The sequence below is a fragment of the Gilliamella sp. B3783 genome, from assembly GCF_026536125.1.
In the GTDB taxonomy this organism is placed as follows: Bacteria; Pseudomonadota; Gammaproteobacteria; order Enterobacterales; family Orbaceae; genus Gilliamella.
This window is the reverse complement of record NZ_JAFNOU010000006.1, coordinates 20,054-45,459: the sequence shown is the minus strand read 5'-3', so window position 1 is coordinate 45,459 and position 25,406 is coordinate 20,054. Positions and strand designations below refer to the sequence as shown.

The following is a 25,406-nucleotide window of genomic DNA, read 5'->3' as shown; positions in this document are numbered from 1 at the left end:
AGTAGTATGTTGATATTTACGCTTTCAATAAATCCGAAGTAAAGATAACAACAATGAGTTCGAATTTAAGGAGCGAAAAGCTCCTTAATTATTTATTGGCTATGATGATATAAGGTTATAAGCATGAAAAAGTTGGATGAGCTTTATCGTGGTAAAGCAAAAACTGTTTACACAACAGACAACCCGGAACTACTAATATTGGAATTTCGTAACGATACCTCTGCTTTTGATGGTTTACGTATTGAGCAGTTAGATCGTAAAGGAATGGTTAATAATAAATTCAACTATTTTATTATGACACTATTACGTGATGAAGGCATTCCTACACAAGTTGCAGCCTTAATATCAGATAATGAAGTTTTAGTTAAAAAATTAGAAATGATTCCTGTTGAATGTGTCGTGCGTAATCGCGCAGCAGGCTCTTTAGTCAAACGTTTAGGCGTTGAAGAAGGCACTGTCCTTAATCCTCCAACTTTTGAATTATTTTTGAAAAATGATGCATTGCATGACCCAATGGTTAATGAATCGCATTGTAAAGCTTTTGGCTGGGCGACAGATGAGCAATTAGCCACAATGAAAGAGCTGAGCTTTAAAATTAATACAATATTGACTGAATTATTTGATAAAGCTGGTTTGATTTTAGTTGATTATAAACTTGAATTTGGTTTATACAAAGGTGAAGTAACCTTAGGTGACGAGTTTTCCCCTGATGGTTGTCGTTTATGGGAAAAAGAGACGTTGAAAAAAATGGATAAAGATCGTTTCCGTCAAAGCTTAGGCGGCGTGATTGAAGCTTATGAAGAAGTCGCTAAGCGCATTGGTGTACCTTTGTAATGTTTGCTCAGTTCGATATTTCTTTTTTTCTTCTATTAGCTTTAGCTGCACTGTGTTATGTGACGCATAATAACACAGTGACCTTTGCTGTTTTGTTATTATTACTATTCAAATTAACGCCACTATCAACTTACTTCCCACTATTAAATCAATATGGGTTAACTATTGGCATTGTGATTTTAACTGCTGCAATGATGGTTCCTTTGGCTGATGGCACATTAAAAATTCAAGATATTCTAAAATCCTTCACGACGTGGCAATCAATGTTGGCTATCCTGGTAGGGATTGCTGTTTCGTGGTTAGGTACTCGGGGAGTATCATTAATTGGTGCTCATCCGACCATAATTAATGGTTTAATCATTGGTACATTAATTGGTGTTGCTTTTTTCAAAGGTATCCCGGTTGGACCATTGATAGCGGCAGGTATTTTATCGCTCGTGATTGGAAAAAGTTAGCTTATGTCAGGTCCAGATAGCACAAGAAAGCTCTGGGTATTAAAAGGCGAAGCAACACAATTGTTAAATCAATTGCGTGATACAATAAATCAGCATCAAGCTGATTGGATCACCATTACTACACAGAATAATTTACCCCCTTTTTTGACTAAAACTTTTTTACCCAATCAAACCAAATCGTTATTAGGTCGAGAATTTTTGCATGCGATTTTTGATGCAACGCAAGGTTTTAATTTAGATGCTTTTGCCATGCTGGTTGGGACTTTGGTTAAAGGAAGTATACTTATATTACTTTTACCAGAAGATTTTAACCATTGGCTTGATCAAGATAGCATACGCTGGAATGAGAACAGCCAAGCTATTGAAGTTCCCAATTTTGTCAAACATCTTGAGCAAATATTAAAGGATTTTGACATTGAATCTGATCAATTTGACTTTCCAAATATTCAAACAGCACCGCTTAGTTTAACAGAGCAACAAACTATTCTTGAACGTCTACTAATAAGTGATGCGCCAATTAAAGTGTTAATGGCTAAACGCGGACGAGGAAAATCAGCCTTAGCCGGTCTATTTAGCCAGTATCACCAATCAATGATTATTACCGCACCTAACAAAAGTGCTTTAACTACTTTTTTTCGTTTTGCCAAATCATCGGTTAAATTTGTTGCGCCCGATGAATTAATAGAGGTTGGATTTGGTAGTGCTGTTGATTATTTAATTATTGACGAAGCTGCCATGATTCCACTTCCGATGCTGGAAAACTTATTGCAATTTGCATCTGAGAATAATTGCCCAGTCTTATTAACTACAACGATGGAAGGTTATGAAGGGACAGGACAGGGTTTTTTATTACAATTATTTAAAAATAAGTCGTGTGAGTTTTTCTACTTAACAAACCCAATACGTTGGCAAGCTGGCGATCAGCTAGAAGCTATTACTGATTGTTTATTGCTAAATGGTTTATTTTGTCAAAAACAAGATAGGCATCAGATAAACCAATCGATTGAATATAACAGGGTTAGCCGTAATAATATTACTGCATTAAAACAGATTTTTTATTTATTAAAAACTGCGCATTATCAAACAACTTTAATTGATTTAAGACGTATTTTTGATGCAAATAATCAAACTGTTTGGCAAGCAAAGCAAGAAAATTATCTTATTGCTGGAGCCATCACTATAGATGAAGGTCAGTTATCTGACAGTTTAATTGAAGCCGTGTGGCAAGGTACGCGCCGACCTAAAGGTAATTTAGTTGCTCAATCGTTGGTGGCGCATGCCGGTGAAAAATTAGCAGCTAAGCTTGCATCAGTTAGAATTAATCGTATTGCCGTTACGGAGTCTCATCGTCGCCAGCATATTGCTCAGCAATTAGTTGAACGCATTTATCAGCATGGGACTATACAAGGTAAAGATTTTATCTCGGTCAGTTATGCTTTTAATCAAGCAAACGATCAGTTTTGGTCTGCATGTGGATTTGTACTGGTTCACGTTGGTAGTCGTAAAGAAACAAGCAGTGGTAGTTATTCCGTAATGGCATTAAAACCTATCACCAAGCAGGGATTATCTTTAACCATGCAGTTAAACAAAAAATTGCAGCGTAACTGGTACTGGTTAAAAAATATTATCGATCTACCATTAGCTGATCGTTTTCAACTAAATAGCGATCAGCAACTAAACCATCAGGATCTTGATGAACTTCGTGGATTTTGTTACTATCACCGCCCTTATGAAGCAACTTATGCTGCACTTTGTCGATTGAATCAATTTAGTCATCATCAACAAAACGCTTTCAATTTACCTATCTTAAAATCAATATTGCAAGATGATAATAAATTAACACATGTGATAAAACAGTATCAATTAACAGGCAAAGCAGCTTTAATGCAGGCAATAAAGTATGAAGTTAAGCAGTGGTTAAACAATGTTGATAACAAGGCTTAAAATAATTTAATCACAAACTCAACATAAGATCATATTTTATTAGAAGGGACAAAATATGAAATTAAATAATTTTGAAAAAACAGATACCAACATGCACAGTAACAAAACAGGTTACCAGCCAAAAACTGGTCTAGAATATTTTATTAAAGGCTGGTCATTAGCTTTCAGCCCAAGCATTCGCCACTATGTCTTTTTACCTTTACTTGCTAATATTGTGATTATGTCTTTATTGTTTTATTGGTTTTTGGTATCCATAACCGGTATGGTGGACTGGGGATTATCTTTTGTTCCTAGTTGGCTTCAATGGTTAGGATACATCATTAGCTTTATTGTTGTTGTGACACTCGCTATCGTATTTTGCTATTTTTTTAGTACAGTTGCTAATATTATTGCTGCGCCATTTAATGGGCTATTAGCCGAGCATGTTGAATCTCAATTAACCGGTATGCCGGCACCTGATACTTCTTGGATAAGTTTGATTATGGATATACCCAGAATATTGGGGCGAGAATTACAAAAACTGATTCATTATCTATTATGGGCAAGTCTAATTTTTCTAACGTATTTTATTCCGGTTATTGGGCAATCGGTCACGCCTGTTATATGGTTTTTATTTACTGCTTGGCAAATTAACATTCAATATGCCGATTATGCGTTTGATAATCATAAAATTACCTTTCCTCGAATGCGTGAGCTACTAAAGCAGGATAAAACGGATAATTTAATTTATGGTATTTTAGTCAGCTTGTTTACGATGATGCCGATTTTAAACCTTGTTATTATGCCTATTGCGGTTTGTGGTTCAACCGCTATGTGGGTCGATCGCTACCGCCATCAAGTCATATTCAATGACGGTCATAATAATCGTTGATGATTAACTTTGAGGTTGGTTGAATTGGTTAATCATCGTCATCATCATTATAGGGGATAGGTTTTATCCCTTTCTTTTTTTCCAGATAAGATTTGTAATTAAGTTTACTTAGCGATTTAATTGTATTAATAAAAATACCAATCAAAATAACTACAATTATCCACCAATAGTCTTTGAGCCACTCCATCTAATCACCTTTGGTTATGGTCGAAAATAAAAGCAATTATCGTTTACTGCTAAAAATAAAACTAGCAACTTATTCTTGGTATCAGTAACGATAATCTTTATTCACTAAATCGATAATAATTTTTCTAGAATGTTATGATATATTGCTGTTAACGTGATGATATCCTGACAATTTACATTCTCATTAATTTTATGAATAGTCTTATTCACTACGCCTAATTCTATCACTTGGCACCCTAATTGGGCGATAAAGCGACCATCGGAGGTCCCACCACTTGTCGAAAGTTTGGTCTCTAATTGTGTTAATTGTTTGATAGCATGTGTAGCTGCATCGGTAAGTTCTCCTTGCGGCGTTAAAAAAGGTTTACCTGATAATCGCCAAGTTAGACTATAGCTTAATTTGTGCTTTTGTAAAATTTGCTCAACCCGAGATTTAATGATCTCGTCAGTCAATTCGCTACTATAGCGAAAATTGAATTGGACTTTTAAATCACCTGGTATGACATTTTCGGCACCTGTTCCACCATTAATATTTGCTACTTGCATCGTAGTTTGTGGAAAATACTCATTGCCATTGTCCCAAATTGTTGTAACTAATTCATTTAGAGCTGGAGCAAAGCGATGCACAGGGTTATCAGCAAGGTGAGGATAAGCGACATGCCCTTGGATACCGTGGACTATTAAATTCGCTGTTAGCGAACCTCGGCGTCCATTTTTAATTTGATCACCAAGTTTTTGATCACTAGACGGTTCACCAACAATACAATAATCAATGCGTTCTTGACGTTTTTTAAGTAGATCAACAACTTTGACTGTACCATCAGAAGCATCGGCTTCTTCATCCGAGGTAATTAAAAAAGCAACACGACCAGAATGATTGGGATTGTTTTTAACAAATTGTTCAGCTGCACATACCATTGCCGCAACGCCACTTTTCATATCTGCCGCGCCACGCCCATATAGGATGCCGTTTTTATCGACTGTAGGTTGAAAAGGCGGATATAGCCATTGACTTTCATCACCTGCTGGCACGACATCGGTATGCCCTGCAAACATTAATGTCTTTTGTGACGGCTCGCCATGATATGCCCAAAGATTTTTGGTGTGACCTAAATTTACTTCTTCTATAGTAAAGCCTAAAGGTTTTAATCGTTCAATAATCATTTGTTGACAGTTTTTATCATCAGGGCTTATTGATTTTTCAGCGATCAATGCTTTAGTTAAAGTAATAACAGGGTCTGTCATAATTATCTCGGTTTATTTTTGTGTAGCAAAAAATTGTGAATAGCTTTCGTCAGAAAAGCCTAATAAAGCGCGTTTTCCATCAATGAGTAAAGGACGTTTTAATATTGAGGGATTGGCTAACATAATATCTTTTGCCGCTTGTTCATTATCAACGTTGGCTCGAATGGTTTCATCAAGTTTACGCCAAGTTGTACCGCGAGTATTGAGTAAACTTTGCCAGTTAACTAACTGTAAAAATGAATCTAAAAGTTCTGATGACAAACCCTCAGTTTTATAATTATGAAATTGATAGCTAATATTATGTTCATCAAGCCAAGTGAAAGCTTTTTTCATTGTATTACAATTTTTAATACCATAAATGATATACATTAAGATCTTTCCTAATCTGAATTGTTATAAAAAGATTATAACAGTTATCTGTTAAGTTCGGCAATTTGCGATTAATGTGAGCTAGTAGTTTGGATAAAGATATAGTATTTAATTAACTATAGTTTTAGTTTAATTGTATTTGTGGTTGAGGTATTTTTTAGATAGATGAAGATGATCTTTTTCCTAATGTTCATAAAAATAAGATAGCGGTTGATGAGAAAGTAGGATCTTAAGGCTTATAGTGTTAATTTTCGTTGTTATTTTGATCGTTAGACGATAACTATAAAAACCTATTGCTATTATTTTAATATATAGAATTTACCAACAAGTTTTAGGGTAATCATACGGTTTAGTATAACTTGTTGTTATATAATACCGTTTTATAAAAAGATATATAAAATTGCGTTACAAACTCAATTAAAAATCTCATTTTGACACCATAATTCCACAATTATTTCTATTTTTTTAATGTTTATTTGTTTTTTTATATTGAAAAAATCATTATTATTGCGGGCTGTTCGCATTTTTAAGCTAAATTATTCTGATAATCATGACTTGAACTATACAGATTAAAACGAATGGTTCAGTAATATCTAGGAGCACAATGTCAGTCCTAACTTTAAATCAGCTTGCCTTAGGTCAGGAGGCGGTTATATCGCGTCTATTGCCTGAATCGTTACCATTTCGTCGTCGGCTGTTAGCTATGGGTGTCACGCCAGGTTGTAAAGTTTTAGTGATACGAGCCGCACCATTAGGCGATCCACTTGAAATTAAAATACGCGGTTTTTTATTATGTTTGCGGCGTAGTGAAGCGGCAACTATCGAAGTTATGGAGGTTGAGTCATGAATGTTGCACTCATTGGTAACCCAAATTGTGGTAAAACGACGCTGTTTAATTTACTTACTGGTGCAAAACAACGAGTCGGTAATTGGCCTGGTGTGACTGTTGAGCGTAAAACCGGTGTGCTTAATTATCAAAATAATCACTATACTATTATTGATTTGCCCGGTACCTATGCTATTGAATCTGATGCATTGTCGGTGTCACAAGATGAGTTAATCACGCGTCAATTTGTCTTGAGTGAAAAAGAGAGTGTAATGATCAACATTATTGATGCCACGAATTTACAACGTAGCTTATATTTAACTTTACAATTAATTGATTTACAGCTGCCAATGGTGGTTGTCTTAAATATGACTGATGCGTTAAAAATGACTGGTGAACAAATTGATACTGAAGAGTTGTCACATATACTCGGTTGTCCGGTAATTGCCATATCATCCAAAAGAAAAACGGGCATTGATTTATTATATCAACAAATTGAAAAAATTAGCTCAACTAAGCAAGTGACTCAACCTGCAATGAATACCTTAAGTCATGATCAGCAAACAGTAATTACTCGATATATAGAGGAATTGCCGGCAAACAGTCAGGTTCATCAATTTAATCGTTGGCAATTGATTGATGCTTTATTAGACGGCTCACGTTATCAATTAACCCCATGTGAATCAGAAAAACTTAACGCTTGTCGATTATTACTTTCTGCATGGTGTGATTATGAAATTGATGTTGCTTTAGCCAGTGCTCGTTATGACGTGATTGATAATGTGTGCAAAAACGTTATTAATAAACCCCGGGAGCTAAGTTCTACTTTTTCTGAAAAGCTCGATAAAATTGCGCTAGGACGAATAACAGGTATACCTCTCTTTTTGTTAGCGATGTATGTTATGTTTACGATCGCCATCAATTTTGGCTCAATTTTTATCGACTTTTTTGATGGTTTTTTTAATACTATTTTTGTTGAAGGTCTATCTTATCTATTGCATCAACTCGATGCGCCTATTTGGATGAATATTATTTTAGCTGACGGTATTGGAACGGGGATTAAGACGGTATCAACCTTTATTCCGGTTATTGCTGCTATGTTTTTTGTCTTATCTTTTTTAGAAGATTCTGGTTATTTAGCCCGTGCGGCAATGATGGTTGATAGAGCCATGCGCTGTATTGGGTTGCCTGGTAAAGCTTTTGTGCCAATGCTGGTCGGTTTTGGCTGTGGCGTACCTGCGATTATGGGAACCCGAACACTAGAAAGTACACGTGATCGTATTATGTCCATTTGTATGATTCCTTTTATGTCTTGTGGTGCAAGATTACCTGTTTATGCCTTATTTGCCGTTATCTTTTTTCCACGTCATGCATCAATGGTCGTTTTTTCTTTATATTTGCTTGGTATATTCGTTGCACTTGCTACCGGTTATATTTTAAAACTAACCTTATTAAAAGGTCAGCCAACACCTTTTATTATGGAAATGCCTGTTTATCGAATTCCGACATTACAAAGTATGTTTAAACTAACTTGGCAAAGGTTAAAAAGTTTTATTACTAAAGCCGGTAAAGCCATTGTCATTATGGTAACGGTATTGAGTTTGCTAAATTCATTGGGTACTGATGGTCGATTTGGACATGAACAATCTAATGATTCATTACTTGCTGCATTTAGTCAAACCATTACACCTGCACTTGCACCGATGGGGCTGGATAAACAAAACTGGCCAGCAACCGTTGGACTTTTTACGGGTATTTTTGCCAAAGAAGCTGTTATTGCGACATTGAACTCACTTTATTCTATGGATAACCAACAACAGCAACGCGATAACTTCGATTTTAATAACAGTATTAAAGCTTCAATATTATCGATTCCTAAAAATTTACTCGATTTTACTGATACTATTTTAGATCCATTAGGATTCTCATCTTTAAAAGAAGATATTGATGATATTGAAAATGATTTAGCGGTTGATTCTACTACAGTGGCTAAGATTAAAACTTCATTTATGACGTACAATGTTGCCATTGCCTATTTGATTTTTATTCTACTTTATACACCTTGTGCAGCAGCATTGGGAGCGATTTATCGTGAAGCGGGAATTAGATGGATGGTATTTGTTGCCCTGTGGACATTTATAGTAGGTTGGCTGGTTGCGACGATATATTATCAAATAACTTTATTAGGGCAATCAGTCTCGGCAATTTATTGGTTGATGGGATGCGCTGCCTTTATTGGTGCAATGATTTTGTTAATGCGTTGGTTGGGGCAATATTCGTCTCTAAATATGCCGCCTAAATTGTATCATGATACTAGCAATGGATCTCGCTGCTGTGATCCATCATCAAAGTGATCATAAAACTTATTGGAGAAGAGCAAACCTAGCGTTTGTCTTTTTACTCATATGTTAATTTCGATTCGAGATTATATTCAATTAAAAGGGCGAGCAAATCTACAAGATATTGCTCGCTATTTTCATTTGCCTGAAAGTGTAGTTGAACAAATGATGTTGTTTTGGATTAAAAAAGGCAAGATAAAGCTCTATATTATGGAGGATTCAAATGCCTGTGGAACAAAAAAATGTGTCAGTTGTGTCGGTTGTGACCTAACTGGTCAACGCATTTATACTTGGGCATCATCTTAAATAACGTCAGTTAATTCATCCTTTTCAATGAGATGTATCAACAGATAAAATAAATTTGCCGCCATCTCATTTTTCTCATGTTTCTTTAGGCTATATCAAATGTTTTTATGTTTAACCTTTGATTGTTTCTGTGAAAGAAATTAAGGTTATTAGGGCTTTTAAGTAAAAAATAATCAATAATTTTCGTCTTCTACTCATCAATAGCTTAATAAATATTTTATTTTCGAGACCTTTATCACATAACTGAAATAATTTATATTTAAATAATAACAAATGATATTAATATGAACTTATGTTCATTTTAGTAAAAGTTAGTAAGGAGAAAACATGAAATCTATTGCAATTGGCGCAGATGATGCTGCTTTTGAATTTAGAAATAGTATTGTTGAATATTTAACTAAGCAAGGTATTGAACTCGTTGATTATAGTAGTGATAAGCAGTCAGAAAATGGTTTATATCCTGATGTTGCTAATGCTGTTGCATCTGCTATTAAAGCCGGAAAACATGAGCGAGGTATTTTAATTTGTGGAACTGGAATTGGCGTAGCGATAGCTGCCAATAAAGTTCCCGGTATTCGTGCCGCTCAGTGCCATGATGTCTATTCAGCCGAACGAGCCAGAAAAAGTAATAATGCACAGATTATGACTATGGGGGCTAGAGTCATCGGGGTAGAATTAGCGAAAAAGCTCGTACAAGCATGGCTAGAATCGGAATTTGAAGGTGGTGGATCAACGGCTAAGGTTGAACGAATCTGTTATTACGATGAGTTATATTCAAAGTAATTAGGTTAGTAAGAAATTTTTTAGTTAAAGTGAAGTTAAATTCATAAAAAAATATAAAATATTGTAGTAGAACTCGCGTGTTTTTATCGACATTTTTAACTTTCTTAGTTCAAAATAACAATATAAATAGCGATTTGATAGTGTCGTTTTATTACTGAATAAATGATATGATAACTCAATTTGAAATAGCAATGTTGTAGAGGACATAGATGTATGAGTCAATTAGATGAATTCAAAAAATTAACCGTTGTAGTTGCTGATACTGGTGATATCGATTCAATTAAACAATTTTCGCCTGAAGATGCAACAACTAATCCTTCTTTAGTACTTAAAGCCGCTCAACTTCCTCAATATCGTCATTTAATCGATTCTGCTGTTGAAACTGCTAAAAAATTAGGTGGCAGTAAAGAGCAACAATTGGTCAATGCTTGTGATCAAGTTGCTGTAAATATAGGCGCTGAAATTTTAAAAATCATTCCAGGACGCATCTCAACAGAAGTTGACGCTCGCCTGTCATTTGATAAACAGGGTTGTATCGAAAAAGCACGCCGAATTATCGAACTTTATAAGCAAAAAGGGATCGATAAATCAAGAATCTTAATCAAAATTGCTTCAACGTGGGAAGGTATTAAAGCCGCAGAAGTTTTAGAAAAAGAGGGTATTAATTGTAATTTAACATTACTCTTTTCGTTTGCCCAAGCACGAGCCTGTGCAGAAGTGAATGCCTTTTTAATTTCCCCTTTTGTTGGTCGTATTTATGATTGGTATCAAGCTAAAAAACCTATTGAACCTTATGTGGCCGATCAAGATCCAGGGGTTGTTTCGGTTCGTAATATTTATAATTATTACAAACAACATGGTTATAAAACCATTGTTATGGGCGCAAGTTTCCGTAAAGTCGACCAAATTTTAGCTTTAGCTGGTTGTGATAGATTAACTATTTCGCCTAATTTACTATCAGAAATGCAACAATCTAACGCGCCAGTAGTACGTAAATTAGATCCTAATCAAACCATTGTTGCGCGCCCTACATTAATGACTGAAGCTGAATTTAGATGGCAACATAATAGTGATGCAATGGCGGTTGAAAAATTAGCTGAAGGTATTCGTGCTTTTGCTGTTGATCAAGGTAAATTAGAAGACATGATTGGTGCACTTCTCTAATTATGTACAATCGTCAGGGGGAGCGTGTTTCCCCCTCTTTTTTATTTTTTATCGTTAATTTCTTAACGATTTTTGTAAGTGTGATTTAACTTGCAAATAGTAATGATATTTAAATTAAATATTTTGGAGATAACAAAATGAATGCAACAACTTTATCTCACCGCGAACTCGCGAATGCGATAAGAGCATTAAGTATGGATGGCGTACAAAAAGCAAAATCAGGTCATCCAGGGGCTCCTATGGGAATGGCGGATATGGCCGAAGTTCTTTGGCGAGGTTTTTTAAAACATAATCCAACTAATCCTCATTGGGCAGACCGTGACCGATTTGTATTATCAAATGGCCATGCGTCAATGTTGATTTATAGCTTATTACATTTAACAGGCTATAATGTCACGATAGATGATTTAAAGAATTTTCGTCAATTGCATTCAAAAACGGCAGGGCATCCTGAATATGGTCATCTACCAGGCATTGAAACCACAACAGGCCCATTAGGTCAAGGTATCGCTAATGCGGTTGGTATGGCAATTGCAGAAAAAACATTAGCAGCCCAATTTAATAAAGCCGGTCATAATATTGTTGATCATCACACTTATGTATTTATGGGTGATGGCTGTATGATGGAAGGTATTTCTCATGAAGTCTGTTCATTAGCTGGCACCCTTAAATTAGGTAAACTTATCGCGTTTTATGATGATAATGGTATTTCAATTGATGGTGAAGTGGAAGGATGGTTCACTGATGATACTGCAAAACGTTTTGAAGCTTACGGCTGGCATGTGATCCGTGGTATTGATGGTCATGATGCGAAAGCGTTAGCTGAAGCTATCGAACATGCACAAGCCGTAACAGATAAACCATCATTATTAATGTGTAAAACAATTATTGGTTTTGGTTCACCAAATAAAGCTGGTAGCCATGAAAGCCATGGGGCACCACTTGGTGATGCTGAAATCGATGCCACTCGCAAAGCATTAGGATGGACATATCCGCCGTTTGAAATTCCGAAAGAATATTATGAAGCTTGGGATGCAAAAGCAAAAGGTCAGCAAAGTGAGCAAGAGTGGAATGTGCGTTTTGATGCTTATGCTAAAGCCTATCCTGAATTAGCGAAAGAATTCAAACGCCGTGTTGAAGGTCAATTGCCAACTAATTGGCAACAAACAGCTAAAGATTTTATTAATAAATTACAAGCAAATCCAGCAACTATTGCAACGCGTAAAGCCTCACAAAATGCGATCGAAGCTTTTGCACCAGCACTACCAGAATTTCTTGGTGGTTCAGCGGACTTAGCACCAAGTAACTTAACCATGTGGTCAGGCTCTAAAGAGATATTGTCTAATCCTGATGGCAATTATATTCATTATGGCGTGCGTGAATTTGGTATGTCAGCGATTATGAATGGTATTGCTCTACATGGCGGATTTATTCCTTACGGTGCAACTTTCTTAATGTTTATGGAATATGCCCGTAATGCAGTAAGAATGGCTGCGTTAATGAAGATTCGTTCATTATTTATCTATACCCATGATTCAATAGGTTTAGGTGAAGATGGACCAACGCATCAACCTGTTGAACAAATGGCTAGTTTGCGCGTTACTCCAAACGTTAGTACTTGGCGACCGTGTGACCAAGTTGAATCAGCCATTGCATGGCAATATGCAATTGAACGTAAAGATGGTCCAACAGCATTGATCTTCTCAAGACAAAATCTTAAACAACAAGATCGTACAGCACAGCAATTAGCTAATGTTTATCGTGGTGGTTATGTTCTAAATGATTGTACAGGCACGCCAGATCTTATCATTATTGCGACTGGCTCTGAAGTTGAACTTGCGGTAGAAGCTTATCATCAACTTACCCAAGCAGGTAAAAAGGTTAGAGTCGTTTCAATGCCTTCAACAGATGCCTTTGACAAACAAGATCCATCTTATAAAGAATCAGTTTTACCTTCATCAGTAACAGCAAGAATTGCTATTGAAGCTGGTATTAGTGATTATTGGTATAAATATGTAGGTCTAAATGGCAAAGTTATCGGCATGACAACGTTTGGTGAATCAGGACCAGCAGAGCAATTATTTAAAGCATTTGGTTTTACTGTTGAAAATGTAATTGCCCAAGCCGATAGTTTGTTAAAATAACAACATTAAAAAACGAACTCATAACGCCATAAGCAGTAGATTGCTAATGGCGTTTTTATTTTGATAAGCTATTTTTATAAAATATTATTTAAAATACTAATTCAAAGGGTTTGGATCTTTTTTCAATTTATCATACTCGTATAAATTATTCATGTTCCAATCTTTGACTTTGATATTTTGTTGTTCGGGTATTTCTGTAATTTCATGTTGCATATAATCATGTTTGACATCTAATTGAACACCCATCCATTTGCTTTATTTTTAAATTAAGCTCAAAAATCCAATTTAAATAATTTATTGTATTGTTTTTATTTGTTATTTTAATTAAAAGGCTGCAAATTAGGATGTTTTAAGGGATATTTAAAATATAATTAATGTCAATAAAATAAATAGCATTTTTATACGTTGATTTTTAATTTATATATGGTCATATAATATAATGATATTGCTATAGTGCCAGATATTTCAAAATCTATATCTAACACTATTTTATACAAATGAATGCTAATAATACTCTGTTATTATTTATAAAAGAGTTTAACTAGTTATCTAGCAGCTCGTTCTAGAATGGTATCGATAGGTTGTCTTTGAATATAAACCATTCTTGCAAGCAATAAAATTGCTGCAACACTCAGGCCTGATATAAATCCTATCCAAAAACCAGCAGCTCCTATTGGTTCGATAATAATATTTGTTAATCCCAAAATATAACCAACGGGTAAGCCGACTACCCAATAAGAAATAAGTGTAATAAAGAAAATACTTTGTGTATCTTTATAACCGCGCAGTACGTTACTTGCAACCACCTGTAAATAATCAGAGACTTGATAGATAGCCAATAAAATAATTAATTGCATGCAGATAGAAATAACAGTGCTTTCGGTGGTGAAAACTTCAATTATTGGTGATTTAAATATTACTAATATCAGTGCCACAATAATTGCTAACATTAATGATATTGTTAAACTGATATAAGCGCTTTGCTTAGCTAAAATTGGCTTGCTTTTACCCAATAAAAAACCGACACGAATACTTGTTGCGACACCTAATGATAGGGGAATAGCAAATGTTAAACTACTGATGGTAAAAATAATTTGGTGGGCAGCAACGGTTGTTTGACCTAATGGCGCTATCAATAATGCAACAACTGCAAACAAACTGACTTCGAAAAAGTAGGCTAATGCTAAAGGTGTACCAAGAACAATAATATTTTTGATGATTGAAAAATCAAATAGTTTAACCATTGGTGTTTTACGTACATCTTGCTGACTTGAGGTGGTTAATGTGTATAGTCTTATTAACGCGAACATTAACCAAAATATAATTGCGGCAGTGATACCGCAACCTACACCGCCAAAAGCTGGTAACCCTAATTTACCATATATTAATATGTAATTAATGGGAATATTGGCAAGTAATGCAATAAATATAATTACCATTGCTGGTTTAGTATTTGATAACCCTTCACATTGATTACGGTAAACAAAAAAGAGTAAAAAAGCCGGTACTCCCCACATAATTGCACGTAAAAACGATACCGCCACATTAACCATTTCTGGATCGATAGGATGATCAGTTGAACTTCTCAATGTAATTAATTTATCGGAATGATAGAGAAAAAGCATCATGATTATCGACAAAAATAACGCAATAATTACACCTTGACGGGTATGAATTGCAATTTGATCGCGTTTAGCCGCGCCATTTAAATTAGCGATAATCGGTGTTAAAACTGTCAGTAATCCTTGACCAAATAAAATTGTTGGTAGCCAAATGGAAACCGCAATCGCTACACCAGAAAGTGCAGTAGCACTATAATTGCCGGCCATAATGGTATCAACAAAGGTGATAGCTGTTTGCGATATTTGGGCAATCAATACCGGAACTGCTAATTTTATAATATTTTTAATCTCTAACCGATAATGTAGTTTCATTGTTATTATTACTGTTTAACAGTTCCCCATAAATCATATTCGTCTGAATGTTCAATATTAACTTGAACTATATCGCCAACTTTAACACTGTTTTCTTCATTTAGGTAAACAACACCATCAATTTCTGGTGCATCTGCCATACTACGGCCAATTGCGCCTTCTTCATCTACTTCGTCTATGATGACCGATAATGTTTTCCCAATTTTATCTTGTAATTTTTGGGTAGAAATCATTTGTTGTAGTTGCATAAAACGATCATAACGTTGTTGTTTGATTTCGTCAGGAATTTGATTTGGTAGCGCATTCGCTGCTGCACCTTCAACAGGACTGTAAGTAAAACAGCCAACACGATCTAATTGTGCTTGCGATAAAAAGTCGAGTAATAGTTCAAAATCTTGTTCGGTTTCGCCAGGATAGCCGACAATAAAGGTTGAACGTAGGGTGATTTCAGGACAAATATTTCGCCATTTTTCAATTCGTTCAAGAGTACGTTCAATGGTGCCCGGTCGTTTCATTGATTTCAGCACTGATGGGCTGGCATGCTGTAAAGGTACATCTAAATAAGGAAGAATTTTACCTTCAGCCATTAATGGAATCAATTCATCAACACTCGGGTAGGGATACATATAGTGTAACCTTACCCAAATACCGAAACTCGCTAATTGTTCACAAAGCGTTTTGATATCGGTTTTTAGTGGCATACCATTCCAGAAATCGGTACGATTTTTAATATCAATACCATAGGCTGATGTATCTTGTGCAATCACTAATAATTCTTTAACACCACTGTCGGCTAAGCGTTTAGCTTCATCAAGCACATTACCAATCGGGCGACTGACCATCTCGCCTCGAAGTGATGGAATAATACAAAATGTACAGTTATGATTACAACCTTCAGAAATTTTTAAATAAGCATAATGCTTTGGTGTTAATTTAACACCTTGTTGTGGCACTAAACTTGTAAAGGGATTATAAGCTGGTTTAGGCGCGTATTTGTTTACATGAGTTAGCACAGATTCGTAACTGTGTGGACCTGATATTTCAAGCACTTTAGGATGAACAGAACGAATCTGATCTTCTTTGGCGCCAAGGCAGCCAGTGACAATGACTTTTCCATTTTCGTTTAATGCTTCACCGATAGCTTCAAGCGATTCTTGTACAGCACTATCAATAAAACCACAGGTATTAACAATAACTAAATCAGCATTATCATAACTTGGTACAACTTGATAACCTTGAGTACGTAACTCAGTTAAAATTCGCTCTGAGTCAACAAGGTTTTTAGGACAACCAAGACTCACAAATCCAATAGTAGGGGATGACATATTCATATTTTTATAGTGTGTTTATTAATTAGAGGTATATTTGAGAATTTTATCAGTCAATTAGTTTAATTTTGTAGCTAATAATAAAAAAACGGGTGCATTTTACCATATTTCATCTTAGTTGATATAAAGAATTTCTCATTGCGTATAAACATCTTTAGCATCAATGTATTAATAGATGGTTATTCTACGTTAAAATAAGTTTCTTATGCTTTAATGGGGTTAATTTGAATTTTAAGTAAACTGTTTTTTGAATTGAGTTATTAAAATTAGAATAGCTAAAAAGTAGCTAATTATTCCTCGTATTTTAATTTATTATGGTTGATTTATCTAATTAAAAAAAGAGCCGTTATTTGACAATAACAGCTCATAAATAGGAAGTTAAAAATTTAATAATAATTTATTTTAGTGAATTTACCACTTCATCAATTTGACGATCCAAACTTTCTGCACCGCCGCCAGATAAGTACCAAAGATCAGGCGTTAAATATATCACCTGTGTTTTAGCCTTTTTCAATACTTTTGAGTCAAAGTAATTTTCACTCATGCCTTCTTTACCAATCGCTTTACTGCGATCAACGATATAGATAACATCAGGTTTTACTGTGCTTATGTAATGATTATCAATAAATACCGGTTTAGGTTTGTCGTTATTATTGCTAGATTTAACATCGACGGGTACTGCCCGTTTAACTTTTAGTACATCATGTATTAAAGCCGCACTTGAGCTAGTATTTATAAGGATCATTTTTCCATCATTATGAATTGCTACAATCGCTTTTTTATGGCTTGCTAAAGCAATTGATTGTGCATCATTTACCTTTTTTTCAAGCGATTGAATCAAATTAGTAGCTTTAGTTTCTGTTCCGGTAATACTTGCCAACACATTAATATGATCTTTTGTTGATTGAATATAGTTTTTAGCATCAACACTTAGATTAATAACAGGCGCAATTTTAGTTAACTCAGGCGCACGACTAGCTTGACGACCATCAATAATAATTAAATCAGGTTTAACTTGTTTAATCGCCTCTAAATCAGGTTCTTTCATATTACCTGTATCTTTAATATTGGTTTTTTTATACTGATTTAAGTAGGTTGGAATTACTGATTGTGGTGCGCCAACAACGATAGAACCTTTGCCTAATGCATCTAAGGTGTCTAAGGCTCCATAATTCATCACGACAACTTTATGTGGTAATTTGGGAACCGTTACTGTTTGATTATCGGCTGTTACTATCATCGTATTTGATGATTGGCAACCGGTTAGTCCTAATGTCGCGGCAATAAGGCTAATTACTAACCATTTTTTATTTCTCTTCATCATAATTTCTCGCATTATGTTTATGTGTAAATGAGAACTATTATTATTTAATAAATTAAAATTGTCTAGTCTTAAATAATTTTTCGAAAAGATATTGATAATTGTTCTCATATACTGTAGTGTTCACATTCCACTTGAAATAAAAATATCATTATTAATAATAGGGTTATACATCATGGCTTTCAAAAAGAAACTTAAACTTGCTAAACATGCAATCAATTCAGGTATTTTAATATCATTATCAACCTCGGCTTTGGCGGCAACTAATTCTGATACTGATACTATGGTTGTAACCGCTTCGGGATTTGCGCAACAAGTTAAAGAAGCGCCGGCGACAATTTCGGTTATTACGCCCGAAGAAATTGATAATAAACCTTACCGTGATGTCACTGACGCTTTAAAAGATATTCCAGGTGTCACAATAACAGGTGGCGGTGATTCAACTGATATTAGTATTCGTGGTATGGATGCTAAATACACGATGATTTTAGTTGATGGTAAAAAAATTAACACTCGTGAAACACGGCCAAATAGTGATGGTTCCGGTTTTGAGCAAGGTTGGTTACCACCATTGACCGCAATTGAACGTATTGAAGTTGTCCGAGGGCCTATGTCTTCACTGTATGGTTCTGATGCGATGGGCGGGGTCATTAATATTATTACCAAAAAAGTATCAGATAAGTGGCATTCAGGTTTACGTTTAGAGTCAGTTATCCCTTATCGTTCCAAAGAAAAAGATACTTATACTGGCAGCTTTTCAACAATGGGCCCTATTATTGATGATATTTTAGGTATTCAACTTTATGGGCAATACTCTAATCGCCATGAGGATGAGTTTTTAAATGGTCATTCCGAGCAAAAATTACGTAGTATAAATGGAAAATTATCGTTGAATGCAACCGATACTCAAAAATTTGATTTAGACTTTGGTCGTTCTTTACAAAATAGTAAAGGATCAGCTGGGAAAACCAGAGACAAAAATAGAGGTGATTTTGTTCGTGATAATGCTCGTAACTCATTTGCTTTAACGCATAATGGGATATTTGGTGATGTATCAACGACTTCTTTTATTTCTTATGAAGGTAATAATAACCCAGAAAGAAAGATGAAAATTAGAAACACGGATGTGGATTCAAGAATAACAATTCCATTTTATATCAATACGTTAACGGTTGGTGGTAAATATAACTATCAAGAACTGCATGACAGAGGTAATCAGTTAAATAAATCCGTTACTAAAATTGATCGTTGGAATTATGCTTTGTTTGCTGAAGATGAGTTAAAATTAATGGAGAATTGGAGTTTAACGCTTGGTTTGCGTTATAACAAAGATGAAAATTATGGTAGCAACTGGAATCCGCGTGTGTACAGTGTTTGGAATATTGATGATAACTTTACGTTAAAAGGTGGTTATTCAACTGGCTTTGCGACTCCTCAATTACGTCAAGTCGTTTCTGATTGGGGACAAGTAACCGGTGGAGCAGGTACTGGGAATAAAGGCATGGTAATGGGAAATCCTGACCTAAAACCGGAAAAATCTGATAACTATGAAATTGGTCTTGGTTATACTAACGAATATGGTGTTGATGCATCAGCAACTGCTTTCTATACCAAGTATAAAGATAAAATTCAAACTTACTATATTTGTAATGGTCCAGCAGGTAAAGGTTTATGTAAAATTGATGGTTATAAAGAAAAATTTGATTTTGTACAAGGTAGAGAAAATGTAGATAAAGCTAATCTGAAAGGTATTGAATTATCATTCAAATCGCCATTATTTACTGATTTCTTATTAAGTACCAATTATTCTTGGACTAAGACTGAACAAAAAACAGGTCCAAATAAAGGAAGAGCGCTAAATCGTACACCTAAACAGAAGTTCAATACACAACTTGATTGGTATGTGGCCCATGATTGGGATTTATGGGCTAAAATGGCTTATTATGGTCAAGAAAATGCAACAAAAAGAGATGGTAAAAAAACTAAATATGTCACTTATGCAGGCTATACCTTCTGGGATATAGGCGCTTCTTATAAAATCCATAAACAAGCAAAATTATATGCTGGTATTTATAACTTGTTTGATAAAGACGTAAGTAACGATGATTTTGGTAAAACGTTAGAAGGTCGACGTTATTTTGTTGGTACTGAGATTAATTTCTAAATGAACCAAACAATCTCTCGACTATTTTTCTAAGATGATTTTTATATAAAAAGGGCGGGTTAAAGCGCCCTTTTTTAATTATGTAAGTATCATAAAGACATATAATATGCATTTAACAATATTATTTTACTGAAATTTAGCGATTTCAGTTATGCCTTGTTTATTATTTGAATCTGTAGTCGGGTTTAACAGTATTTGGGTAGAAACATCACTCAGTGTTATTGTTACCTTAGCATTTGGTGTTAAAGAGAACTCTGCCGCATCGTATGGGCTATTATTGATAAAAGCTTTTGTTACAGAAATTTTATCGATAGACTTATCGGTGTCATTGATAAGTGAAATTGAAATTTTAAAATCAATATTTGACATGGCTTTTTTCTTATATTGAATTAATTTTTTTGTGAACTCGGGGTTAGTTATAGCATATATTCCTTTATCATGTTTAACCGTTAGGATATCTGCTTGTTTTAAAAGTTCAGTGTCTGATATGTCTTGACCAACTAAAATAGGAATTTCAAATGATGCATATGATTTCATTTTTTGAGTATAACACTCTTTATATTCAACTGATTTGAATAGTTGGGCTATCTCTTTTTTAGCTGTAATGAGTGACGATGATTCACTTCTGGAGTCTTTATAATCTGAGCAGGCAGGGACTTCTAATGTTAAGTTTCCCTTAACAAAAGATGGTTTAGCATCAAGCTGTGAAATTGTCACGGTTGTTTCAACATTAGCATCACAACCTAATAGCATTGCAGAAATAAATGATATTAATAAAATTTTTTTCATTGTATTTTCCTATTAAAGTGTTTAATTACTTAGATCATATCAGTAAAAATTTATTTAACCATGGTTAATTCAAAATACAGTCAAAAAATTTTAATTTATTATTTATCAAAATTTTTTTATGACTTGAATTATGCTGTTAACTCTGTTTTATCTTGATAGGCTAGCCAATCGAACGTTCAAAATAAAAAATATGTCATACCGTTCCTATGATTAATCGAAATTTGACATCAACGAAGACAATCATTAGTTAACTAACTTATCAGATCTGAATTTAATAATAATAAATATTAAATTAAAAAATGATGATGGGAAATAACAGGCACAATATGGTGTTATTAAGAGCATAGCCTTTCTCGTATTTTGTACGTGTGAAAAAGTGAATATCATCCAACAATAAAGTAAGTTAAGATAATTTGTTGTAACAATTGCGATTTTGATCGCTTTTTTTTTATTCTCGTGTTTAGAAGTTATTCTATATGCAATAATTATCTTGATTTTTAAGTATAATAATCAATTGAATAATTGTATATATTCAAAATAAGCTATAGCCCACGTTTGTAAATGGTATTGTGTTGTTAATTGTTATCATGTTACAAGCAAACGGTCTTTTATTAACAATAAACGAATTTTGCAATGGTGAAATTTGAAGTGCGGCGGTGGAAAGTGGATAATAATAGATTTGCTAAAAAATGGTATGGGTTTTACCCCAGTTTTACCCCGATTTAACCCCTTTAATAGAATTGAGATGAAGATTAATTCTTGCGGAGTCTTTTCGGATAAGGACTTGAATTGGTACGCCCGGGTGGACTCGAACCACTGACCCCCACCATGTCAAGGTGATGCTCTAACCAACTGAGCTACGGGCGTATATGTTGAAACACGCAAATATTAGCTGTGAAATCGATTTGTATCAAGTAAAAAAATTAAAAATAGCCTGTTTTTTAATCTATTGAACGATTGTGGTTATAGAATAACCGAATCCGTTGTTTTTATGATCAAGATAAGGGTTGTAAAATAGATTTATTTTTATCATTATTACAATTTAAAAAACAGTTTTAGTTTTTTTTCTCGAATTGTAAATAAATGTAAATTTTCTGTGGTTTGTTTAGTCTTATTTAGCTATACTCCATGGAATAATTAAGGAGCTATTTGTTTTGGTTAACATGTCGATAAAAGATCAGATAGAGGATGTTTTACATAATATTTTTGGATATAAATCATTCAGAAATCAACAAAAAGAAATTATTGAATCAATTATCGATGGTCGAGATACCTTAACAATTATTCCTACCGGTGGTGGTAAATCGTTATGTTACCAAATACCCGCCGTATTATTGCCAAGTACCGCTTTGGTCATTTCACCGTTAATTTCTTTAATGAAAGATCAGGTTGATCAACTCATTGCCAACGGTATTTCGGCAGCATATCTAAATGCAACTCAATCATCAGATGAACAGCAAGCCGTTATTGAACAATATTTATCACACTCGATAAAATTGCTTTATATTTCACCGGAAAGACTTGCTGTATCATCATTTTCTACCATGATTGAAAAACATCCCCCTTCATTAATTGCCATAGATGAAGCACACTGTATTTCACAATGGGGCCATGATTTTCGCCCTGATTATCGCCAATTAGGGCAGCTCTCTGCGCGTTTTCCTGATATTCCTTTGGTTGCACTGACTGCAACAGCGGATGAGATGACTCAGACGGATATTATTCATCAATTAAAACTAGTGGATCCTTTAGTTGTCGTACGTAGTTTTGATCGTCCCAATATCCGTTATACTGTAGTGGATAAATTTAATTTAACCGAGCAAGTGGTCTCTTTTATTGAAACACAAAAAGGCAATAGTGGCATAATTTATTGTTCAAGTCGTTCTAAAGTTGAAGATATGGCGACAAGGCTTGCTGCACGTGGTTTTTCTGTTATAGCTTATCATGCTGGTTTAACCAACAGCGAACGTTTACAGGCACAAGAATCTTTTTTAAAAGATAATGTACAAATTATTGTTGCAACAGTTGCATTTGGTATGGGAATTAATAAACCGAATATTCGATTTGTTATCCATGCAGATTGCCCAAGAACAATTGAAGCTTATTATCAAGAAACGGGACGAGCAGGGCGAGACGGCGTACCTGCCGAAGCAATATTACTTTTTAATGGAAAAGATTTAAATTGGTATCATCGACAAATTGCTGACAAAATGGATGGTAAGCATAAAGAGGTCGAGCAACATAAAGTTAATGCTATGGAATCATTTGCTCAAAGCTTAACTTGTCGGCGAATCGTATTGCTTAATTATTTTGGCGAAAATCACAGCGAGCCTTGTAATAACTGTGATATTTGTCTGTATCCACCAGAAATGTACGATGGTTTAATTGATGCGCAAAAAGTTTTATCGTGTGTCTATCGCGTTGAGCAACGTTATGGCGCGCAATATATTTCTGATGTATTACGAGGATCAGCTCGCTCGCAAATAAAAGAAAACGGACATGACAAATTGTCTGTTTATGGAATTGGGAAACAGCATTCAACAGATTATTGGTTAAGTGTCATTAGACAATTAATTTATTTAGGTTACTTAAGTCAAAATATTTCAACTTTTACAACGTTACAACTGACTCAAGAGGCACGAAAAATTTTAAGAGGTGAGATTAGCTTATCATTAGCTAAACCTCGACTAGAGATTGTGAAGAAGAGTCGCTTAAATCGATATGCTAGAGCAATTAACTTAACTACCATTTTGTCTTATGAAGAGCGTATTTTATTTAATAATCTAAAACGATTACGTAAAGATATTGCAGATGTTGAAGATATTGCACCATATGTCATATTTAGCGATGCGACCTTATTAGAAATGGTGCAAACTATGCCAGAAAGCAAAAAACAACTACTTAATGTTACAGGCGTAGGTAAAATTAAATTAGAGAAATATGGCAATTTATTTTTAGATGAAATTAACGATTTCATGATAAAAAATATATAACATCATAAATAATTAACTATAATAGCGTCTCTTAAGAAAACAAATTTATTAAAAAAGATAAAAAATGGAGCTTTTTATGTCACCGATGAATGACATGCCACAAATGTTAGCGCTCGTATTATTGTTAATTATTTTATATCTTGGCGATATTGTTTCAACCCGAACCAAAGCTTGGATCCCCTCTGTATTTATTTGTGCTGTACTTTTCTTACTTGGTTATTGGACGTTTTTCCCAAAAGATATCGTCGCTCGTGCGGGTATCCCAACTGTCGTTGCTGTAATGTTTATGTATTTACTGATCGTTAATATGGGCACACTATTATCGGTTAAGGAACTATTACTACAGTGGAAAACTATTTTAATTTCGCTGGCAGGAATTGTGGGGATCATTATTATTGCAATAATAGTGGGCTATCTATTCTTTGACTTTAATACCGTTGTTGTGGCGATTCCGCCTCTAGTTGGCGGCATTGTATCGGCCATTATTATGGCGAAAGGTGCAACCGATGCTGGATTACCTGATCTTGCTGTATTTGCCATTATTATCTATGTGATGCAAGGCTTTATTGGTTATCCGCTTACCTCAATCATGCTTAAACGAGAAGGGCGACGAGTGTTAAGCCAGTATCATGCAGGTACTTGGAATGCCAATAACGATCCAAAGTCATCGATTGACAAACAATCAGTGGTCGCATATGATGAAAATCCGATGCCACGCATGTTTGCTAAAATTCCTTCCAGCTATAATTCATCTTATTTCATCTTTTTACGTATCGCAATTATTGGGCTTTTAGCTTACTCTGTCTCTGAAATTTTAAAGCCAATTGTCAGTGTTAGCCCATTTGTCTTATGTTTACTATTTGGTGTTATTGCGGCATCGTGTGGCTTCTTAGAACGTCATCCACTCAAAAAAGCAGGTGGATTTGGTTTAGCGGTGATGGGATTAATGCTCTTTATTTTTGATACCTTAAGTAAAGCAACGCCTGAAATGCTAGTTCGATTAATTACACCACTTATCATCTTTATTTTATCTGCGGTGGTTGGCATGTTTATCTTTTCGGTGATTGTGGGTAAAGTTTTAAAAGTGAGTAAAGAGATGGCGTTTTCTATCGCACTGACCGCCTTATATGGTTTTCCTGCCGATTATATTATTACCAATGAAGTGATCAACAATTTAACTAAAGATCAGAAAGAAAAAGAGGTGCTGACTAGCCATATGCTACCCCCGATGCTGATTGGTGGATTTATTTCAGTCACAATCGTATCTGTGGTGCTTGCAGGTATCATGGTCAATATGATTGTCGCACCATCAGCAGTTACGCCTTAGCGACAGATATAATTGTGTTGATTGGCTAAAGTAACCGACACAATTAAAAAAGAGTAATGACATAAATAAGGATTAGATGATTGC

At 34.7% G+C, this 25,406-nt stretch carries 20 protein-coding genes and 1 tRNA gene; 13 read left to right on the top strand and 8 right to left on the bottom strand.

What is annotated here, in order from left to right; translation table 11 throughout:
• Nucleotides 1–123 precede the first annotated feature (123 nt).
• The 4 genes from purC to cysZ all read left to right on the top strand — a co-directional run bounded on the left by purC (nucleotide 124) and on the right by cysZ (nucleotide 4,104).
• Complete coding sequence (purC, locus tag J3U59_RS07175) at nucleotides 124–834, top strand: phosphoribosylaminoimidazolesuccinocarboxamide synthase (RefSeq protein WP_065633469.1); 711 nt, start codon at nucleotides 124–126, stop codon at nucleotides 832–834.
• The gene (locus tag J3U59_RS07170; RefSeq protein ID WP_267332928.1) at nucleotides 834–1,289 is read left to right on the top strand and encodes a DUF441 domain-containing protein; all 456 of its coding nucleotides are present in this window, start codon (nucleotides 834–836) and stop codon (nucleotides 1,287–1,289) included. Before purC ends, J3U59_RS07170 begins: the two co-directional genes overlap by 1 nt.
• Before the next feature lie 3 nt (nucleotides 1,290–1,292).
• The gene (locus tag J3U59_RS07165) at nucleotides 1,293–3,233 is read left to right on the top strand and encodes a GNAT family N-acetyltransferase (protein ID WP_267332927.1); all 1,941 of its coding nucleotides are present in this window, start codon (nucleotides 1,293–1,295) and stop codon (nucleotides 3,231–3,233) included.
• A 91-nt stretch (nucleotides 3,234–3,324) separates the two neighbouring features.
• Nucleotides 3,325–4,104: a sulfate transporter CysZ gene (gene cysZ, locus J3U59_RS07160; RefSeq protein ID WP_267333254.1), complete on the top strand. Its 780-nt coding sequence runs from the start codon at nucleotides 3,325–3,327 to the stop codon at nucleotides 4,102–4,104.
• Nucleotides 4,105–4,132: 28 nt separating this feature from the next.
• Here cysZ and J3U59_RS07155 read toward each other — a convergent pair whose 3' ends face one another.
• The 3 genes from J3U59_RS07155 to J3U59_RS07145 form a co-directional block, all read right to left on the bottom strand.
• Nucleotides 4,133–4,291, bottom strand: coding sequence for a YpfN family protein (locus tag J3U59_RS07155; protein WP_082209445.1), 159 nt, complete (start codon nucleotides 4,289–4,291; stop codon nucleotides 4,133–4,135).
• A gap of 104 nt (nucleotides 4,292–4,395) precedes the next feature.
• On the bottom strand, nucleotides 4,396–5,535 hold the full coding sequence (dapE, locus tag J3U59_RS07150; protein WP_267332926.1) for a succinyl-diaminopimelate desuccinylase: 1,140 nt from the start codon (nucleotides 5,533–5,535) through the stop codon (nucleotides 4,396–4,398).
• A 12-nt stretch (nucleotides 5,536–5,547) separates the two neighbouring features.
• Entirely contained in the window at nucleotides 5,548–5,904 is a 357-nt protein-coding gene (locus J3U59_RS07145; protein WP_267332925.1) for an ArsC family reductase, read from the bottom strand.
• 604 nt (nucleotides 5,905–6,508) lie between these two features.
• Between J3U59_RS07145 and J3U59_RS07140 the strand changes: the two genes are divergently transcribed.
• The 6 genes from J3U59_RS07140 to tkt all read left to right on the top strand — a co-directional run bounded on the left by J3U59_RS07140 (nucleotide 6,509) and on the right by tkt (nucleotide 13,466).
• Complete coding sequence (locus J3U59_RS07140; RefSeq protein ID WP_267332924.1) at nucleotides 6,509–6,751, top strand: FeoA family protein; 243 nt, start codon at nucleotides 6,509–6,511, stop codon at nucleotides 6,749–6,751.
• Nucleotides 6,748–9,084 (top strand): Fe(2+) transporter permease subunit FeoB, encoded by a 2,337-nt coding sequence (gene feoB, locus J3U59_RS07135; RefSeq protein WP_267332923.1) that lies wholly within the window; start codon nucleotides 6,748–6,750, stop codon nucleotides 9,082–9,084. Before J3U59_RS07140 ends, feoB begins: the two co-directional genes overlap by 4 nt.
• A 51-nt stretch (nucleotides 9,085–9,135) precedes the next feature.
• On the top strand, nucleotides 9,136–9,375 hold the full coding sequence (locus J3U59_RS07130) for a FeoC-like transcriptional regulator (RefSeq protein WP_267332922.1): 240 nt from the start codon (nucleotides 9,136–9,138) through the stop codon (nucleotides 9,373–9,375).
• A 327-nt stretch (nucleotides 9,376–9,702) separates the two neighbouring features.
• Complete coding sequence (rpiB, locus tag J3U59_RS07125; RefSeq protein WP_267332921.1) at nucleotides 9,703–10,158, top strand: ribose 5-phosphate isomerase B; 456 nt, start codon at nucleotides 9,703–9,705, stop codon at nucleotides 10,156–10,158.
• Between the two features lie 213 nt (nucleotides 10,159–10,371).
• A complete protein-coding gene (gene tal, locus J3U59_RS07120; protein ID WP_267332920.1) occupies nucleotides 10,372–11,322 on the top strand; it encodes a transaldolase in 951 nt (316 codons plus the stop codon).
• A gap of 137 nt (nucleotides 11,323–11,459) precedes the next feature.
• Nucleotides 11,460–13,466, top strand: coding sequence for a transketolase (gene tkt / locus J3U59_RS07115; RefSeq protein ID WP_267332919.1), 2,007 nt, complete (start codon nucleotides 11,460–11,462; stop codon nucleotides 13,464–13,466).
• 545 nt (nucleotides 13,467–14,011) lie between these two features.
• Here tkt and J3U59_RS07110 read toward each other — a convergent pair.
• The 3 genes from J3U59_RS07110 to J3U59_RS07100 all read right to left on the bottom strand — a co-directional run bounded on the left by J3U59_RS07110 (nucleotide 14,012) and on the right by J3U59_RS07100 (nucleotide 18,052).
• On the bottom strand, nucleotides 14,012–15,400 hold the full coding sequence (locus tag J3U59_RS07110) for an MATE family efflux transporter (RefSeq protein WP_267332918.1): 1,389 nt from the start codon (nucleotides 15,398–15,400) through the stop codon (nucleotides 14,012–14,014).
• A gap of 8 nt (nucleotides 15,401–15,408) precedes the next feature.
• Entirely contained in the window at nucleotides 15,409–16,725 is a 1,317-nt protein-coding gene (gene rimO / locus J3U59_RS07105) for a 30S ribosomal protein S12 methylthiotransferase RimO (protein WP_267332917.1), read from the bottom strand.
• A gap of 400 nt (nucleotides 16,726–17,125) precedes the next feature.
• Nucleotides 17,126–18,052, bottom strand: a complete 927-nt coding sequence (locus J3U59_RS07100) for a siderophore ABC transporter substrate-binding protein (RefSeq protein ID WP_267332916.1) — start codon at nucleotides 18,050–18,052, stop codon at nucleotides 17,126–17,128.
• A 172-nt stretch (nucleotides 18,053–18,224) separates the two neighbouring features.
• Between J3U59_RS07100 and J3U59_RS07095 the strand changes: the two genes are divergently transcribed.
• Complete coding sequence (locus J3U59_RS07095; protein WP_267332915.1) at nucleotides 18,225–20,213, top strand: TonB-dependent receptor domain-containing protein; 1,989 nt, start codon at nucleotides 18,225–18,227, stop codon at nucleotides 20,211–20,213.
• A 126-nt stretch (nucleotides 20,214–20,339) separates the two neighbouring features.
• Here the strand turns inward: J3U59_RS07095 and J3U59_RS07090 are convergent, their stop codons facing one another.
• Together J3U59_RS07090 and J3U59_RS07085 are read right to left on the bottom strand one after the other, a co-directional pair.
• Nucleotides 20,340–21,002, bottom strand: a complete 663-nt coding sequence (locus J3U59_RS07090; protein ID WP_267332914.1) for a DUF7424 family protein — start codon at nucleotides 21,000–21,002, stop codon at nucleotides 20,340–20,342.
• Nucleotides 21,003–21,792: 790 nt separating this feature from the next.
• Nucleotides 21,793–21,869: transfer RNA gene (locus J3U59_RS07085), tRNA-Val, on the bottom strand.
• 296 nt (nucleotides 21,870–22,165) lie between these two features.
• Between J3U59_RS07085 and recQ the strand changes: the two genes are divergently transcribed.
• On the top strand, nucleotides 22,166–23,995 hold the full coding sequence (recQ, locus tag J3U59_RS07080) for a DNA helicase RecQ (RefSeq protein ID WP_267332913.1): 1,830 nt from the start codon (nucleotides 22,166–22,168) through the stop codon (nucleotides 23,993–23,995).
• A gap of 94 nt (nucleotides 23,996–24,089) precedes the next feature.
• Nucleotides 24,090–25,322 carry a hypothetical protein gene (locus tag J3U59_RS07075; protein WP_416379552.1) on the top strand — a complete coding sequence of 411 codons (1,233 nt, stop codon included), beginning with the start codon at nucleotides 24,090–24,092 and terminating at the stop codon, nucleotides 25,320–25,322.
• Nucleotides 25,323–25,406 lie beyond the last annotated feature (84 nt).